Genomic DNA, 17256 nt, shown 5'->3' with positions numbered 1-17256 from the left:
TTGCGGAGAAGCCTTTACCAGGAAAGAGGATGCGCCACTATCAAATAATTAGTACCTTCCGGCTTCAGGAAAACTAACTGTTCCGCCTTTGGCAGCCTTCCCTTCTGTAAAAGCGGCGGTTAAGAACAGAGCAGGTGTAGGGAGGGGCCAGCTTTAATCTTTAACGGCCATTTCCTTGCTGAAGTATACCGTAAATTCACTTCCTTTTCCTTCTTCGGTTACTACCTCTATGCGGCCTCCGCGGTTTTCGATGATTCGTTTAATGGTATACAGGCCAATGCCGGTGCCCTCTACGTGGGTGTGCATGCGCTTAAACATGGTGAAGAGCTTTTTTTGCTGCTGTGGGTTCATGCCCAGTCCATTGTCCTTGATGCTGAGCACCAGTTCATTTTCCAGCTCTCTGCTTTTAATTTCTATGACTGGCTGCTTATGGGGGTTCCTGTACTTCAGGGCATTGGAGAGGAGGTTGTACAGGATGCTTCGCAGGCTGCTCCGCTGGTAAGTGATTTCCTCCACCTCGTAGTTTTCCCTTATTTCTGCATTGCTCTCATCAATCAACTGGCCAATATCGGTCTTTACATCCTCCGCTACTTCCTTTAGCTTCACTTTTTCCACCACTGCCTCTTCCAGGTCGCGCTGTACTTTGGTTATTTCGACAAGGTCTTTGATGATGAGATTTAACTTTTTTACCGAGCGTTCGACCATTTCGAGTAATTGTGCCTCATGGGCGTCGGCTTTAGGCAGGAGACTGGGCCTGAGGAGTGTCATGAGCCCTTCCAGGTTTGCTACCGGCGATTTCAGGTCATGAGAGGCGGTATACACGAAATTGTCGAGATCGGTATTAATACGGAGCAGGTCGGTATTTTTCTTTTGAAGCTCTTTATTTAGTTTTTCAAGCTTTTTGTTAAACTCATCGAGCTGCTCCCTTGCTGCCACCTGGTCGCTTACTTCATAGCCGAAGGTGATAATACCATCTGTTTTACCCTGTGCATCTTTAATGGGTTCCAGAATAATGGTAAAGTAGCGGGTGTAAGGCTCTCCTGTATTATCCCAGTCGAGCTGTACCGGAAACTCTTTGCTCATAAACCGCTCGCCACTATCTACTACCTGTTGCAGCAGCTGATGGATAGAAGCGCTAAGGTCGGGTAGTACTTCTTTCAGAGGCCGCCCTTCAATAGGTCCGGTATGACCTAAGGCTTTTACATATTCAGGATTCGCTAACTCGTATTCCAGCTCAGGGCCACGGGATATCGCCAGCAGAGCAGGGGTTTGCATAAAAAGATTATGCAGGCGGTTGCGCTGCCTTTCTGCTTCTGCCAGGGCCTCTTCCTTTTCTTTATGGGCTTCCCGCAGGCTTTGCAGCAGCTCTTCCTGCTGTGCCTGGGCATTTTTTTGTTCGGAAATGTCCTGTGCCATCAGGAAAATGCCTGCCACCTCCTCATTTACCCGGTGAGGAATAATATGCACTTTGGTATGCATATTTCCCACGCCATACTCCTGGTATTTTTCATAGCTCAGCTGTTCGCCGGCCAAGCCTCTGTCGATATACTCCTTTGCATTTTCATACGCCTTCCGGCCGGTGGTTTCCCAGATGGGCCTGCCGACAATTTCCTCTTTCTTTTTACTGAAAAAGCTTTCATAGGCCTTATTAACAATGCCGTAACGGTAGTCTTTCTCAATATAGGCAACATAGGCAGGAAGGGCATCGATGGCGAGTCCTAACTGCTCCTCGCTGCTCTGCAGCTCCTGCTCGCTTTGGGCCAGGGCACTGCTGCTCTTATTATATTTTTCCTCCAGCGCCTTATTCGACTTCGCCAGCTGCTCCTGGGCGGTGCGAAGTTCCTCGAGGGTCGTCGCCAGCTCTGCATTTTGCTGTTGTATCAGCAATTCTGCCTCTTTCCGGCGCGTGGTTTCATGTACCACAAAAACACCACCTGTAATTTCGCCTTTTAAGTCTTTAAGTGGTACTACGGTGGACTGGTAATAGCCTTTTCTGTGTAAAAATGGCTTTTCAGCAAGGTGAATGGTCTCTCCTTTTAGTACATCCTGTAACCGGAAGCCAGGCTGGCTGCCCTTGTAGGAAGGGAATACTTCATAAATATGCCGACCGATGACACCTGCCTTAGAAATGCCATGCCACTTCTCCATTACCTGGTTAAACTCGGTTATCCGGAAGTCCCGGTCAAATGCCAGAATACCGTCGATGCTGCTGTTTACAATGGAAGCGGCAAACTCTTTTTCTCTATTCAGCGCTTCATGTTGTATTTATACATAAGTCTGAAAAGCATATTCCTGCACGATGGAGTAAAACTCTTCCAGCTCATTTACAATTTGCTGAAATAAATGAACATCTTCTGTGTAGCGGTGCAGTACGGAAAGCATCACCTTTTTCCGGATGCTGTAGAGTTTGGTGAGATCGTTAATCTGGATATTCTCCCGTGGAATGCCCAGCAGGTTCCCCTTTTTCCATTCCTCAATTTGCCCGGTAATATCTTCCATGGCATTATCCTGCAGCGACTGCTCCAGAAAGTTCCTGATGCTCTGCTCTGCTACTCCCTGCAGTTCTTTTTCGGAAAGGTGCTGTAACAGCCTGAGCAGAGGAACATCGGCTGCCCTTGCCTCAGAGAGGTACTGTGCACATACATGGCTGAATATGCTGTTGTTTTCCAGTATAAAACGGGCGAAAGGTTTGAATGCTGAAAAACGGTAAGCTTGTACTGTCATTAATCAATTATATTCTTTGAATACAGCTTTATAAGAGTGGCCGTGGCTGCAAATTACTTACTTACGAAAAAAAAGGAGTTAAGTTGCCATTCCGGAAAATGAGCACAGGAATTTTTATACTTCTTTCAGGTATCGTCGTTTTTAATGCCATAACTGCCAGCCAGCTTATTTTTAAACCTGGCAGGGAGCAATAATCTAAAGCTGTTTGTGCTCTGCATACTTACGGAACAGGGAAGATTGTTTTACCTGGTGTTGCCATAGTGCCCAGCCATGCTTTCTTCCTTTTCAGTGGCGGTGTCCCTGTTCAGAAAGAAGGTACGGGTTGGGAAGGCAAACTCTATTCCTCTTCTGCTGAATTCCTCAAATATCCGCAGGTTAACCGTCTGGTGAACATCCCGGTAGAGCAGAAAGTCCGAATTATGAATATAGTAAACGACTTCAAACTCAAGGCTCAACTCTGCATAGTTTACAAAATGGGCCCTGTCGAACTGCGCCATTTCCTGCTCCTCAACTATCGGTTTAAAAATTTCGGATAGCTCTTTCAGGTGTTCGTAAGCGATCTGGTATACCACACCTAATTTTAAAGAACCCTCCGCTTCTCCATTCTCTTGTAGTTGTGGATGCGGAAGTTGGTAAGGCCGCTGCTGGAGAAGACGAGCGGATCGCCGGAGAGGGCTTTAACGCGGGTCGTTTTTACCCCAATCTTCTCTACAACGCCGCTTTTATCATCAATAATTAAAAAATCGCCTAACTCGAAGGGCCTGTCATAAATCGTACGCTAGCCGGAGTGCTGGACCTTTTATGGGGGGAGGAATGGAGTTAGCTGTATCCTCTCTCCGGCACTCCTTTTTATGTTCCTTATCCTTTCAAACTGAAGCGGGGGCATTTCTGCATTTCTTTCAGCTCCTCCATCAGGGCAAACACTCCCTAAGGTTATGGGCAGGAAGTTCCTTTGCTGGTGGCTTATCCCCTCGGAAAGTCAGGAATAAAGAGAGCGCCTGAGTGAGGATACTGCCTATCCTTCAGGTATGCCTCTTCTTCTTCATCACCAATCCCTACTTCTTCAGGGGTAACATCATCCAGTCCCTCTTCCGGCTCGTCAATAGAGGCGGAGGCCCACCACCAGATGAGACCCAGGACAATAAGGGTTCCGATTACCCAGTACCAAAAATTGTTGTTTCTTTTTCCTTCTGCCATTATTATTAAAGTTTAAATGAAAAAGTAACAGCTGTGCAGGGCCTGATGTTTACCGGCAACAGGTTTTGGACGTATATCTTTACTATTTCACGTATTTATTCCAAAGTCCGTAGCTTTCTGTAATCGGGCCACGCGGAATGGAAAGTGCCGCAACCGCCACACCTGCCAGGGCACTGCTAATGTTCAGGGCCAGCGTACTGTCCTCTGCGAACCATGGCCAGATGGCAACGGTTAAGCCAGTCAACACATTGAGGTAGCGACCTGCTCTTACCACCTCGCCCATACAAATGACCGCTACCACCACAATGAGGGCCCCGCCCATATGGTTAATATCGGCTGCCATGGCCTTAATGGGTATTCCAAAAACGCCGGGGGCAAACATGAGCCAGATGCCCAGGAGGGTAGAAACTGTGAGGGTCCAGGGGAAGCTCATGCCCCATATGGAAGCCTTGTACACCTCCATTGGTTTTTGAGGAAAATCCATGAGGGCAGGAGAGCGCTCATCTTTATTCTGTTCAAAAGGTTTGCCGCCTTTCCAGAACACCTTCCAGAGTGAATCGCCCCTCTTTTTTGCCTGCACCATGTGCTGACCCATGGCAATTACCTCATCCAGTTCAACAGGTATCATGGGCAGCATAATAATGGCGGTAAGGAGACATATAGTACACCAGGCGCCTACCGATAAGGGTTGGGAAATAACCAGGAAAATACTGACCAGCCCCAGGGGTACCACCAGTATTCCAAAGAAAAATACCATCCAGGGCATGGTGCGCCAGCGCGAAGGGCTTCCCATAAAGCCCATTAAAAATTCGAAGGTATAGGCCAGGGAGCCAAGGGCAGCATCGGATACGGGCCATGCATGCGACATTTTAGAGTTGAGCACCTGGCGGGTACTGTCTCCAAAGAAAGGATCCCATGCATGCTCGATATAGCCCAGCTGAAAAGCACCCAGGTAGCGGGAGGCCATCCAGCCTACAAAGCCCAGCACAATCATAATCCAGCGTTGCGGCCAGCTGGAAGGGTTGTAGCTCCAGCCCGGAGGCACTTCTGAGCCCATCTTCATATACATAATCATGTTGGGCATGCCCGGAACAAGAATGCTAAGCGCAATAACCAGTGCTCCTACCAGGGTGTCGTTCAGGTAAATAAGAGGCGTGGGTGCCCAGAAAAGGAGTGGAGCCATACTTAGCCAGATGCCAATAAAACAGCAAATCCAGCCACTGACTGGCCTGTTGGGTGTTAAGGAGCGCCAGCCGAAAAAGATAAGAGCCAGGCCACTGATAATGTCGCTCCACCTCATAAAGCTGATGCGCTCACTGAGACTTAGCCATACTTCACGGCCACCGCTTGGCTGAACGGTACCTATGCTATAGCTAAAGGTAAGCGGCGTCATCACCATCCAGAAGCCTAAAATAATCAGGGCCCAATAGATCCAGAGTGTTTGTTTATGGTGCATGTGCAGCATATTCATCCGCTGCTCACCGCTCATCATCATATGCCCGTCCTTATGTTTACTGTTGTCTTTCGTAGAATGGGAGTGCTGCTCCTTCTTTGCAGAGGTATCTTTTTTGTCCTCCATCATCTGCTGATGATGCTTTTTTACCTGCTTTTCGGCCATCGGCCTGCTTACGCCGCGCATTCCCATGCCTCCGCCCTGCATTTTCTTTTTATCCTGGTTATTGCCCTTTTGTTCCATATCTAAAGCGTTTAAAAAATGGTAAGGGGAAACTTCCTGTGATTGCCTCCCGCTAAAAACTTTTAAGTGCTGGAAGGTGAAAAAGCGCCTCAGGAAAGAGCCCCTTTAACTGCAATTTGTGCCGGGTACATTTATGGTATTGAGAGAAAGGTAAAAAGGACAGGATAAAACCTGTCCTTACTTCTATAACTTCTGCTTATTCTTTAGGCCAGGAAAGCTTTACAGGCATCTTCACATTCTTTGCAGGCTCTTGCGCACTCCTTACAGTGGTCGGCTTCCATTTTACTACACTCTTCACCACAGAGACGGCAGATTTCCAGGCATTCTTTTGCCACATGCTTGGCATGCGGAGAGTTGGAAGCCACAAAGCTGTGGGTGAGCATACATATTTTGGCGCAATCGCGGTCGAGCCGAATGCACTTCACCATCATTTTAATGTTGTCCTCATCTAAACAGGCATCGGCACAGTTTTCACAGGCAGCGGCACAATGGGCCAGCTTTTCTAAAAGTTGTTTGTTATTCATACTAAATAATGTTTTACGATTAAAAAAATACTGTACTCTTAGAACGGGCGGCAATGATAACTGTTTCGCCTGAACAGCCTCTCAGGGCAATGCAGATGTATGTAATTATGGCTTTCCTGTATGTTATTTTGCCATTGGCGCAGGAATGGAAGGGAGGACGCACAGTCATGCGCAGGAATCAGGAGAAGCGACAGAGGAGGCCGGGGTAATAGTCGGCCAGTCATTACAAAACTAAAGTGCTTTAATCCGGATGTTCCGGAACCAGACTTTATTGCCATGGTCCTGCAGGGCAATTCTGCCTTTTTTGAAGGTGCCAAAGCCCGGAAATTCACTGAACTTGCTGTTGGCAATCAGTTCGCGCCAGCTTTCATCCCAGAGACTGGTAGAAACAATTTTTTTTCCATTCAGGAAGAACTCCAGCTGTTCGTTTTGGCTGATAATTTCCACTTCGTTCCACTCTCCAACCGGTTTGGCCGCTTCTTCGGAGGCAGCGATGAGATCGTAGAGATCGCCGGCGCGGTGCTTGTGAATTTGCCCGTCGGGGTGACCTTCATTGTCTAAAATCTGCATTTCGGGACCCGATTGCCATGTTGCATCATAGCGGCTGCTGTCTTCCTGCGCATAAAACAAAATACCGCTATTCCCGCCCTCCGATATCTTCCAGTCCAGCTTCAGGTGGAAAGCACCAAAGCTTCGGTTGCTAACTAAATCACCGCCTTCATAACCGTCTTCCGAAGCATCCAGGAAGAGTACTCCCTCTTCGACTTTCCAGGCACTTCCGGCGCTGTCTTTACCCCAGGAATGCCAGCCTTCGAGGGAGTTGCCATTAAAAAGTGGGGTCCAGCCAGTAGGTACATTATCAGTTTCTTCCATTTCTATTGTATCTGTTTCGGAATTAGCCGCATCAGGCGCACTGCAGGCCATCAGCAGAAAGAGGAATAGGGGGAGAGAGTTAATTGTTTTCACTTGCTTTTTACTTTTACCTGGAGGTAATTTAACAAAAAAAGACAATTTTTGAGCAAAAAGGCCTTCTTAAGGTAGCTTGAGGAACAGTTGTTCAAATGTTTAGGTACAGACGTTATAATTTCATACAATTCTTTCATGATTGTGAAAAGAAAATTAATTTATGCTCCCTATCTTTGTGGAGTAATCATTTAGTTTGAAGCAGGTCCGTTCCATATCATCCTTATGTCTTGCGCTTTTAATGTTGTTTACAGCAGCAGGCTTTAGTGTGCAGGCACATTTATGTGCAGGCGAGTGGCAGGATTTTGCTTTTTACAGCCAGGCCGAAGAGTGCCCGATGAAGGCTCAGTTGCTTCCATCCTGCCATAGCAGTGAGCAGGCAGCAGAGGAGCCGGCCATGCCCTGCTGCGAAAACCATAGTTACCAGCTTGAACAGCACGATGAAACGGTGGGACAGGCAGCCGTAAAAATTGCCAAACCAGAGCTGAAGTTGATCGCACTGGCTTATACATTTATCCTTCCTCTTTTAGAGGAAGCGCCCCCTGCTGAGGTAATTCCGGAGGTCTATCAGCAACCTCCTATTGCGCGCGATATCCCCGTTTTCGTGCAATCTTTCCTTTTATAGCATTTCTTTTTCTTTGTCTGAACAGCTCCCGCAGAGCTGCACAGGTATTCTTTGTCTGGCCTGAGCAAAAATAAGCTTCTTAAGCTAAGCAGCTGCTCCGCCATACTTTCTATCCATTTTACTTTCATCAGATGATTGAGAAACTCATATCCTATTCCCTCCGGAACCGGGTAATGGTACTGATAATAGCCGCCGGCTTATTTGGCTGGGGCGTGTATTCCGTGCAAACCAATAAAATTGATGCCATTCCGGATTTGTCCGAAAACCAGGTCATCATCTTTACCGAGTGGATGGGGCGTAGCCCGCAAATTATCGAAGACCAGGTTACCTATCCACTGGTCACTAATTTGCAGGGCCTCCCCGAGGTAAAGTATGTACGGGCCTCCTCCATGTTCGGGATGAGCTTTATTTATGTCATTTTTGAAGATGATACCGACATCTACTGGGCTCGCCAGCGGGTGCTGGAGCGCCTGAGCTCGGTCGATGAGCTGCTGCCGGAAGGCGTCAGCCCTACGCTGGGCCCCGACGGAACCGGTGTGGGGCATATCCTGTGGTATACACTCGATGCTCCGGGGCTTGACCTGGGCGAGCAGCGGGCCATACAGGACTGGTATGTAAAATTCGCACTCCAGAATGTGCCTGGCGTGAGCGAGATAGCCTCTTTTGGTGGACAGGTGAAGCAGTATGAGATTTCGCTCGACCCTAATAAGCTCAGCTATTACCAGCTTTCCGTGCCGGAGGTAATTGCCGCCGTACGGGCCAATAATAATGAAGCAGGTGGCCGTAAGTTCGAAATGAGCGACATCGGCTATATCATTAAAACATCGGGTTATATCGAGAGTATGGAAGATATTGCCCTTATACCCGTAGCCATCCAGGGCGCTGTGCCTGTAAGGGTGCAGGATGTAGGGAGCGTGCAGCTATCGGGCGAGAGCCGCTTGGGTATATTCGACCTCAATGGCGAAGGCGAAGTGGTAGGCGGTATTGTGGTAATGCGCTACGGAGAAAATGCCGATGAGGTGATAGAGAATGTAAAGGAAAAAATGGAAGAGGTAGCTCTGGGACTGCCAAAAGGAGTAGAGTTCAATATCGTATACGACCGCAGCGGTCTTATCAATGAATCCATTGACTCTGTTAAGAAAACACTGATAGAGGAAATGATTGTCGCTTCGATTATTGTCATCATCTTCCTTTTCCACTGGCGCAGTGCCTTCATCATTCTTATTCAGCTGCCGCTATCCATTGCCATTGGTTTTATCCTGCTCAATGCCTTCGACATCTCTTCCAACATCATGTCCCTCACCGGCATCGCCCTCTCCATAGGCGTAATTGTCGACGATGCCATCGTAATGGTGGAGAATGCCTACAGGCGGTTAGCTGAAGTGTCACCAAATGAAGAATTAAGAATTAAAAATGAAGAATGATGGGCGAGGGAAAGGAAAATGTTATTGCAGAAAAATCTTTTGCTTTTGCAGTTCGGGTGGTTCAGCTATATAAATGGCTTAAAAAAGAAAAGCAGGAGTACGAACTGTCGAAACAGTTGCTCAGGAGCGGTACTTCTGTGGGAGCCAATATTGAAGAAGCCATAGGAGGGTTTTCAAAAAAAGACTTTACTGCCAAAATGGGCATTGCTTACAAAGAAATTAGAGAAACACTTTACTGGCTTCGCCTCCTGAAGGCCACCGGTATTCTGGATGAAAAGCAATTTCAATCTTTATACGCCGATGCGGAAGAACTAAAGAAGATTCTGATAGCCATTCTAAAGTCGGCAAGGGCCAACTAATTCTTCATTTTTCATTCTACATTCTTAATTGAGAGCTAATAAAATGGACAAAAATAAAAGGTTAAAAATCATAGAAAGTGCAGCACGACAAGTTGGCCCCTCGGTGTTTTGGAGCACGGTTATTATTATCGCCTCCTTTTTGCCGGTGTTTTTGCTCACAGGGCAGGAAGGAAAGCTGTTCAGCCCACTGGCCTGGACTAAAACCTTTATTATGATTGTCGATGCCATCGTGGCGGTTACCCTTACCCCGGTGCTGATCTCCTACCTGCTGAAGGGGAAGTTTAAGGGCGATACCAAAAACCCGGTGAATCGCTGGATGGAGCGGGTGTATGGGCCGGTGCTGCGCTGGTGTCTGAAATGGCGTAAAACTACTATCGGCCTGAATATTCTGGCGTTGGCCATCGCCATTCCCATGATGCTGAACCTGGGTACTGAATTTATGCCGCCGCTCGATGAAGGCTCTATCCTGTTTATGCCGGTAACGCTGCCCAGTGTATCTAATTCAGAGGTAAAGCGCATTTTACAGGTGCAGGACAAGATTATTGCCTCTGTGCCGGAAGTGGATCAGGTGCTTGGGAAGGCCGGCCGGGCCAGTACCGCTACCGATAATTCGCCCCTGAGCATGATCGAAACGATTATTATGCTCAAGCCAAAATCGGAGTGGCGGGAAGGCATGACCAAGGAAAGGATTATTCAGGAGCTGGATGCAAAGCTGCAGATTCCGGGTGTGGTCAATGGCTGGACGCAACCCATCATTAACCGCATCAATATGCTGGCCACCGGCATCCGTACTGATGTAGGGGTGAAGGTTTTTGGTCAGAACCTGGATACCATTGCGGCGGTTTCGGAGCAGGTAAAAGAGCAGCTCGAAGGGATTAGCGGTGTAAAAGATCTCTATGTAGAGCCAATTACCGGCGGTAAATACCTGGAGGTGGATATACGCCGGGACCAGATTGGTCGCTACGGGCTTAGCGTGGATGAAGTGAATATGGTGGTGGAAGCTGCGCTCGGAGGTGTACAGGCAACTCAAACCATCGAGGGGCGCGAGCGATTTGCCGTGAGCGTTCGACTTGCGCAGGATTACAGAAGCAGCATTGAGCGTATTAAGCGGATTCCCATTCAGACGCCGACCATGCAAACCATTCCGCTGTCGGAGGTGGCCGACATCTATTTTACCGATGGCCCGCCCATGATTACCTCCGACAATGCCATGCTTCGGGGAGCCGTGCTTTTTAACGTGCGCGACCGCGACCTGGGCAGCACGGTAGAGGAGGCCATTGAAAAGATGAATGCACTGGACGGGGAGCTGCCCGAAGGTTACTACCTGGAATGGAGCGGGCAATGGGAGAACCAGATACGGGCCACCCAAACCCTGCAGCTGATTATCCCGCTGGTGCTGCTGATTATTTTTGCCATTCTATACTTCACCTTCAATTCCCTGAAGGAGGCTTTTGTTAACCTGGTAACCATTCCCTTCGCCCTGGTGGGTGGGGTGTACCTGGTGTACTTCTGGGGTATTAACCTTTCGGTGGCGGTAGCAGTCGGTTTTATTGCCCTCTTTGGTCTGGCAATAGAAACGGCCATGGTAATGGTGGTATACCTGAATGAGGCGATGGAGCAGATGGTGAAGGAAAAAGGTAATTCAAAAGAAAGTATTACTCCTCAGGACCTGCGCGAGTGGGTGTTCAGAGGGGCAGCGAAGCGCCTGCGCCCGAAAATTATGACGGTTTCCGTAGCGCTCTTCGGTCTAATTCCGGTGCTGTGGGCAACGGGAGTGGGCACCGATGTAATGGTGCCCATTGTACTGCCTATGATTGGCGGTGTATTTACCTCTTCCATCCATATTCTGCTGGTAACCCCGGTGGTGTTTGAGATGGTAAAAGAGTGGGAACTAAAGAGAAAAGGAAAAATCGATATCTATGAAGTTAAGCATTAAAATACTGCCGGCAGTCCTTTTGCTTTTTGTCGGCTTGCCTGTCTTTGCACAGCAAAGGCTTTCGCTCGATAGCGTACTTCAGGTAATTCGTCGTCAGCATCCTCTCCTGCAGCAATTCGAGCGGCGGGTATCGGCCCTCGATGCTTATGCCGAAGGAGCGGATGCCTGGATGCCTCCTATGGCGGGAGCAGGTACTTTTATGACTCCCTATCCATTTCAGGAAGATATTATGCCCGATAATAAAGGCTCCTTAATGCTGGCAGTGGAACAGCAGATTCCGAATCCGGCTAAAACAGGAGCCAAAGAGAAGTGGCTGGGCTCTAAAGCTGCCGTGGAGGAGGCAAGAGCCCTGGCTGCTTATAATGAACTGCGGGCAGCGGCCAAAAAAGCCTACTATCAGTGGGCGGTACTGGAGAAGAAGCAGGCGGTGCTGCTGGAAATGCAGCGCATTATGATTACCATGAAAAAGCTGGCAAAGATTCGCTACCCTTACGGACAGGGAACACTCGGCAATATATACGAAGCCGAAGGGAGGCTTTATGAAGTGGAAAATATGCTATTGATGATAGCCGGCGAAAAGGAGCAGAAAAATATCCTGCTAAACAAGCTCATGGATATTCCGCCTACCGTCGACTACCTCATCGACACAGGTGTTATTACTACTTTGCCTGCCCGTTTAGTGCCTGTAGTGGATACCCTGGAGCTGGCAGAAGTGCGTAGCGATATTCTGGCGCTTGAAACCGGCATTGAAAGCATGCGGCTGAACCAGGAGCTGGCACGTACCGAAGCTAAGCCGGATTTTGGTCTGCGCTTCGAGCATATGTCGTCCTATAGTGGCATGATGCCGCAGCAGTTTACCCTTATGGGCATGGTGAGCATTCCTGTTGCGCCCTGGTCTTCCCGTGGGTATAAGGCAGAGGTAAAAGGGATGGGCTTTGAAATACAGGCCATGGAAAAGGAGCGGGAAGTAATGCTGAATGAAGCAGTGGCAGAGCTGGCCGCCATGCATATCGAGCTGGAAGTACTGGCGCAACAGCTGCAGAATTATCAGCAAAAGATTATTCCGGCCCTCGAAAAGAATTTTGAGGTGGTAATGCTGGCCTACGAAGAAAATAACGGAGAGCTGCCCATGGTAATTGATGCCTGGGAAGATTTGAGCAGCACCCGTTTGGATTACCTGGACCGGCTTGAAAGCTATTATGTTACCCTGGCTGCCTATGAAAAGGAGCTTGAGCGCTAGAGGCAGCAGTAGCCGTAGTATATCATTGTAAATTTGAAGAAGATGATTCAGCATAAAACAATAAAGAGGAGAAATAGCCTGCCGGAAGCGGGAAGATGTATTTCTTTCTTTGGATGGCTCCTTATCCTGTTGCTCTCCTTTACTGCCTGCAGTAGAGCGGGGGAGCACGAGCAGGCCGAAATAGCAGAGGAGGTGACCTATACCTGCCCGATGCACCCCCAGGTGGTAGCGCCCGAGCCGGGTGCCTGTCCTATCTGCGGAATGGACCTGGTACCGCAGCAGAGTACCGCAGAAGCTCCCCTTGAGCTGACAGAAGAACTGGATTTCCTGCTGAAGCCGGTTACCGGCACTATCGTATCCAGGATTGAAACCGTTCAGCCTGTATGGGAGCGGAAATCTGTTACCACCACCATTCCAGGAAAGATTAGCTACGATACCCGGAATGAGTACACCATTCCGGCCCGCTTTGGTGGCCGAATAGAAGAGCTGTATGTGGAGTACAATTTCCAGCCTGTCCGGAAAGGGCAGAAGCTAATGGAGATATACAGCCCGGAGCTGCTTACCAGCCAGCGGGAGCTGCTTTTTCTGCTGCGCGAAGACCCCGATAATGAACAACTTATTGCCGCTGCCATACGGCAACTGCGCCTCCTGGGCCTGAGTGATGGGCAGATAGAGCAGCTGGTACAAAACAGGGAGGTACAGAATTCAGTGGCTGTTTACAGCCCTTACGATGGTTACGTGCTGGAGTCTACCGCTCCTCCGGGAAGGCCATCGGCCAATAAAAGAGCTGCTGCCGGTGGTGGTATGGGTGGAATGCAGGCATCGGCCGGGGCCGCTCCTTCCGTTCAGGATGTTCCGCAGGAACTCACCATTCGCGAAGGAATGTATGTAGAAAAAGGCCAGCCGCTCTTTCGGGTGGTTGATCCCTCCCGGCTGTGGGCGGAGTTTAATGTGTATGCAGATGGAGCCTCGCAAATTGAGGCGGGTGCACCTGTCGAAATATCCTGGGGGCCGCAGGAAAGCCAGCAGCTAGCCGCAAGAGTCGATTTTGTGCAGCCCTTCTTCAATGAAGGAGAGCGCTTTGTGAAAGTACGAGCCTATGTGGCCGGAGCTGAGCTTCCGGTCCGGGTAGGGCAGCTGGTAGAAGGGGAGATTACTGCCACCACTGAACGCAGCCTCTGGGTGCCGGAACTTGCTGTGCTCGACCTGGGTAACCACCGGCTGGTGTTTGTGGAGGTAGCGGAGAATGTATTCAGGCCAAAAGAAGTGGAGGCTGGTATTCAAACAGAAGGAATGGTTCAGGTACTGGAAGGGCTTTCGGCCGATGAAGCCATTGCCTATAACGCCCAGTTTATGGTCGACAGCGAAAGTTTTGTAAAGGTGGAGGATTAGGAAAGGTGCCCTGCCTGCTATTTACTTTTGAACCTCTTGAAAATAAGATACAGATGAATTGGAATAGAAAAATAAGTATACAAATAGCCTGGAGGATACGGGCATTCCTGAGGAAGTCTGCCTCTTCTGGCTGGCTAATTACTTTACTGCTCCTAACCCTTGCTGCCTGCAGCAACCCGGAAGAGCATGATAAGGCCGGGGTGGTGGCGGATGTTGCCTATACCTGCCCCATGCATCCGCAGGTGGTGCAGCCAGATCCGGGAATTTGCCCTATTTGCGCAATGGACCTGGTGCCTTTTTCCAGGGGCGATGAGGCCTCGCCGGAAATTATGCTGAGCGAACGCCAAAAACTGCTGGGGAATATTGTGAGCAAGCCTGTTGGTTTAGGTAGCATCGACAATAGAGTACGGCTGAATGCCGAAATAACGGAAAACAAAGAAGAGAAAGAAATAGTGGCTACCCGGGTTCCCGGCCGGATCGAGCGTCTGTATGTGAAGGAAACCGGCCAGCGCATACAGGCAGGCCAGCCCCTGTATGAGATTTACAGTGAGGAGCTGCTTACCTATCAGCAGGAGTATCTGCTGGCGCTGGAACAAAACCTTCAGCTGGGAACGGAGGAGCCACGCTTTGCCGGTTTTCTTGAATCGGCCCGGCGAAAACTGAAGCTTTATGGCATGACAGACGCACAAATAGCGCGGCTGGAGGCGCAGAAGGAGCCAAAAGCCAGCTTTACATTTGTAGCGCCCGTATCGGGCATAGTTACTGAAATTGCGGCCACCGAAGGTATTTACCTGCCCGAAGGAGCAAAGCTTTATACAATTGGCCGGCTCGACACCTTATGGGTAGAGGCGGAGCTTTATCCGGAAGAAAGCAACATGGTAGAAATTGGCGAGGAGGTAAAAGTAAGTGTAGCGGGTTTTGAAAAGTCGCCGGTTACAGGTATTGTAAGCTTTATCAGTCCTGAATTGAGAGGGACCAGCCAGATTGTAAGCATGCGGGTAGAGATTCCTAACCCTGCGGAAAGATTTTTCCCGGGAATGCAGGCGAGTGTGTGGCTGGAAAGCGGAGAGGCCGAAGGGGTAAGCGTGCCCACGCAGGCCGTTATTCGCGATGCCAGCGGTGCTCATGTGTGGTTGCAGACCAGCGACAGCACTTACCTGGCCCGGCCTGTAGAGACGGGTATGGAAGAGCCGGACCGTATTGCGCTCCTGAGCGGAGTGGAGCCGGGCGAGCGGGTGGTGGTAAATGGCGCTTACCTGCTTTACAGCGAGTTTGTGCTGAAAAAAGGCGGCGATCCGCTGGCCGGTGCCGTGGAGCCGGAAGGAAAGGCGCTGCTCGATGCCCACGACCCTATTGCAGGGCCACCGGTTTTTGCAGAAGAGGCTTTTGGCCCGGCCTATGAGGTGTACCTGCTGCTTAAAAATGCCCTGGTCGCCTCAGATAAGGAGGCTGCGCAGGAACAGGCCGCTGTTTTAGCAGAAAGGCTGCAGGCGGTGGAAGATGCTGAAAAGGCACAGGCCTATGCACTTCGCCTTGCCAAAGCCCCCACACTCGAAGCGCAGCGCGAAACCTTCTTTTTCCTGAGTAACCACATGATTGAGCTCGCACAACAGAAAGAGCTGGTGTCAGGGGGGATGTATGTACAGTTTTGCCCTATGGCGAATAATGACCAGGGGGCCTTCTGGCTATCAAATGAAGAGGAGATACTGAATCCTTATTACGGCGAAAGCATGCTGCACTGCGGCGAAGTGAGTGAGGTGCTGGAGTAAAAGGAGCGGTACAATGGCGGGAGAAGAGGAACCAGTCTGCACTTCCGGTCTTTTGGAGAAGGAAGAAGTGGTTTCCTGTACAAAATATCTTTTATTTGTAGCCTGTTCCTGTATAGCTTTACCTGAAGAATAAAAAAATTTTTGAACATACAATTAAACAAACAACCTATGACAAATCAACTGAACAAATGGATCTCAATGGCAGCTATCGCGCTGCTGGTTTTTGGCTCTGCCTGTGGTGGCGAAAAAGTAGAGAGTGGTGAGGAACCACTCGATGTAGTAGCAACAGAAGAAGAGGGTGCCGATGGTGAGGCTGCCGTAGAGGAAATTGGCGCAGAGCTGCCCGCTTTTCTGGTAGATTATATTGCACTGAAGGATGCACTTTATAACGGGGACTTTGAAAGTGCGGAAGCAGCGGTAGCAGAGCTGCAAAACAGCCTGGGCGAAAGCGGACTAGAAGAAGCAAAACTGAAGGAATTTAGCGTGTTGGTGGAGAAGATGGCAGCTGCTAATGATCTTAAATCCTTGCGTGTGGCATTTAAACCGCTCTCGCAGCAGTTATACCAACTGCTAAGTACAGAGGAGTTAACAGCCGAAACGCTTTACTGGCAGCATTGCCCTATGGCGATGGGAGGAGAAGGTGCAAGCTGGTTAGCCATGGAGAAAGAAATTAATAATCCTTATATGGCTGAAACAATGCCTCATTGCGGAAGCGTAAAAGAGGTTTTGGATTAATTCCTTCTAAAGAAATAACAGGGCCGGGGTTTAAATGCTTCGGCTTTTTTTGTTTTGAATGGTAAGGGAAGGGCTGGTCTGTGAGATCCTTAATTCCTTATCACCTCACACAGCCACCGAGGTTTAGGCGGTTTTGCTTTGGAGGATGCCGTAGCGTTTATGAATACGCAGGTCGTTGAACTGCTGGCTTAAGAATGCACGCATTCTGGCTTCGGCCAGCTGGCCTTTTCTGTCTTTCGGATAGAAGACGCTCACTTCTAACACAGCTTTAATAAAACCAGGTTTCTGACAGAACTGGCGGTACCATTCGGTAAAAATGGAGCACCACTCCTGCTGGTATTTTTCGAAATGCGAAGCACCATCGAATAAAAGCTCCAGCTGGTTAGAGCCATGCCTGTAGCGGTAAATACCTGCTAAAATATGGTAAAAGTCGTGCAGCTGCCTGGTGCTCGGCTCCTCTGCCTGCTGTATGGTGCGGACGGTATCGTCGATAAGCCCCAGCGGGTTGGACTGTCGCAAATACTCCTCCTTTACGAAAGCGACCATTTGCTGTAGCAACTCCTGCCGGACAGACTGCTGGGCTTCTTTGAGGATGTAGTTCTTGTCTAACTTAAAAAAACGCTGCACCATAGCCTGTAAAAATACAGCAAAATGCTTACCAGCCAAATGATA

At 49.3% G+C, this 17256-nt stretch carries 17 protein-coding genes; 8 read left to right on the top strand and 9 right to left on the bottom strand.

Going from position 1 to position 17256, the window contains the following annotated elements; genetic code table 11:
• Nucleotides 1–153 precede the first annotated feature (153 nt).
• The 8 genes from F752_RS25210 to F752_RS0105220 all read right to left on the bottom strand — a co-directional run bounded on the left by F752_RS25210 (nucleotide 154) and on the right by F752_RS0105220 (nucleotide 7107).
• Nucleotides 154–2250 carry a PAS domain-containing sensor histidine kinase gene (locus F752_RS25210; protein WP_262491825.1) on the bottom strand — a complete coding sequence of 699 codons (2097 nt, stop codon included), beginning with the start codon at nucleotides 2248–2250 and terminating at the stop codon, nucleotides 154–156.
• Nucleotides 2251–2265: 15 nt separating this feature from the next.
• Entirely contained in the window at nucleotides 2266–2724 is a 459-nt protein-coding gene (locus F752_RS0105260) for a hypothetical protein (RefSeq protein WP_017730687.1), read from the bottom strand.
• 242 nt (nucleotides 2725–2966) lie between these two features.
• Nucleotides 2967–3296, bottom strand: a complete 330-nt coding sequence (locus F752_RS25205) for a mechanosensitive ion channel family protein (RefSeq protein WP_017730685.1) — start codon at nucleotides 3294–3296, stop codon at nucleotides 2967–2969.
• Nucleotides 3297–3304: 8 nt separating this feature from the next.
• Complete coding sequence (locus tag F752_RS26950; RefSeq protein WP_407635418.1) at nucleotides 3305–3457, bottom strand: mechanosensitive ion channel domain-containing protein; 153 nt, start codon at nucleotides 3455–3457, stop codon at nucleotides 3305–3307.
• Between the two features lie 230 nt (nucleotides 3458–3687).
• Nucleotides 3688–3921 carry a hypothetical protein gene (locus F752_RS0105240; RefSeq protein ID WP_017730683.1) on the bottom strand — a complete coding sequence of 78 codons (234 nt, stop codon included), beginning with the start codon at nucleotides 3919–3921 and terminating at the stop codon, nucleotides 3688–3690.
• A gap of 82 nt (nucleotides 3922–4003) precedes the next feature.
• The gene (locus F752_RS0105235; RefSeq protein WP_017730682.1) at nucleotides 4004–5617 is read right to left on the bottom strand and encodes a vitamin K epoxide reductase family protein; all 1614 of its coding nucleotides are present in this window, start codon (nucleotides 5615–5617) and stop codon (nucleotides 4004–4006) included.
• Between the two features lie 203 nt (nucleotides 5618–5820).
• Complete coding sequence (locus tag F752_RS0105230; protein WP_017730681.1) at nucleotides 5821–6141, bottom strand: four-helix bundle copper-binding protein; 321 nt, start codon at nucleotides 6139–6141, stop codon at nucleotides 5821–5823.
• Nucleotides 6142–6372: 231 nt separating this feature from the next.
• Nucleotides 6373–7107: a 3-keto-disaccharide hydrolase gene (locus F752_RS0105220; protein ID WP_040664341.1), complete on the bottom strand. Its 735-nt coding sequence runs from the start codon at nucleotides 7105–7107 to the stop codon at nucleotides 6373–6375.
• A 193-nt stretch (nucleotides 7108–7300) separates the two neighbouring features.
• Here F752_RS0105220 and F752_RS0105215 point away from each other — a divergent pair, with 193 nt between their 5' ends.
• The 8 genes from F752_RS0105215 (at nucleotide 7301) to F752_RS23520 (ending at nucleotide 16584) form a co-directional block, all read left to right on the top strand.
• Nucleotides 7301–7729 (top strand): HYC_CC_PP family protein, encoded by a 429-nt coding sequence (locus F752_RS0105215; RefSeq protein ID WP_407635417.1) that lies wholly within the window; start codon nucleotides 7301–7303, stop codon nucleotides 7727–7729.
• A 131-nt stretch (nucleotides 7730–7860) separates the two neighbouring features.
• On the top strand, nucleotides 7861–9153 hold the full coding sequence (locus tag F752_RS0105210; RefSeq protein ID WP_017730677.1) for an efflux RND transporter permease subunit: 1293 nt from the start codon (nucleotides 7861–7863) through the stop codon (nucleotides 9151–9153).
• Nucleotides 9150–9512, top strand: coding sequence for a four helix bundle protein (locus tag F752_RS0105205; RefSeq protein ID WP_152425039.1), 363 nt, complete (start codon nucleotides 9150–9152; stop codon nucleotides 9510–9512). The genes F752_RS0105210 and F752_RS0105205 overlap by 4 nt, the downstream gene beginning before the upstream one ends.
• Nucleotides 9513–9555: 43 nt before the next feature.
• On the top strand, nucleotides 9556–11448 hold the full coding sequence (locus F752_RS0105200) for an efflux RND transporter permease subunit (RefSeq protein ID WP_017730675.1): 1893 nt from the start codon (nucleotides 9556–9558) through the stop codon (nucleotides 11446–11448).
• The gene (locus F752_RS0105195) at nucleotides 11432–12688 is read left to right on the top strand and encodes a TolC family protein (RefSeq protein ID WP_017730674.1); all 1257 of its coding nucleotides are present in this window, start codon (nucleotides 11432–11434) and stop codon (nucleotides 12686–12688) included. The genes F752_RS0105200 and F752_RS0105195 overlap by 17 nt, the downstream gene beginning before the upstream one ends.
• A gap of 42 nt (nucleotides 12689–12730) precedes the next feature.
• Nucleotides 12731–14080 carry an efflux RND transporter periplasmic adaptor subunit gene (locus tag F752_RS0105190; RefSeq protein ID WP_017730673.1) on the top strand — a complete coding sequence of 450 codons (1350 nt, stop codon included), beginning with the start codon at nucleotides 12731–12733 and terminating at the stop codon, nucleotides 14078–14080.
• 53 nt (nucleotides 14081–14133) lie between these two features.
• Entirely contained in the window at nucleotides 14134–15849 is a 1716-nt protein-coding gene (locus tag F752_RS0105185) for an efflux RND transporter periplasmic adaptor subunit (protein ID WP_017730672.1), read from the top strand.
• Between the two features lie 168 nt (nucleotides 15850–16017).
• Entirely contained in the window at nucleotides 16018–16584 is a 567-nt protein-coding gene (locus tag F752_RS23520) for a DUF3347 domain-containing protein (RefSeq protein ID WP_081604513.1), read from the top strand.
• Between the two features lie 123 nt (nucleotides 16585–16707).
• On the opposite strand, the gene F752_RS0105175 is transcribed toward F752_RS23520, so the two are convergent.
• Nucleotides 16708–17214: a hypothetical protein gene (locus F752_RS0105175; protein WP_026135533.1), complete on the bottom strand. Its 507-nt coding sequence runs from the start codon at nucleotides 17212–17214 to the stop codon at nucleotides 16708–16710.
• Nucleotides 17215–17256 lie beyond the last annotated feature (42 nt).

The sequence above is a fragment of the Nafulsella turpanensis ZLM-10 genome (genome assembly GCF_000346615.1).
Taxonomy (GTDB): domain Bacteria; phylum Bacteroidota; class Bacteroidia; order Cytophagales; family Cyclobacteriaceae; genus Nafulsella; species Nafulsella turpanensis.
Note: the sequence above shows the minus strand (reverse complement) of the source record. Positions and strands in the feature narration are given on the sequence as shown.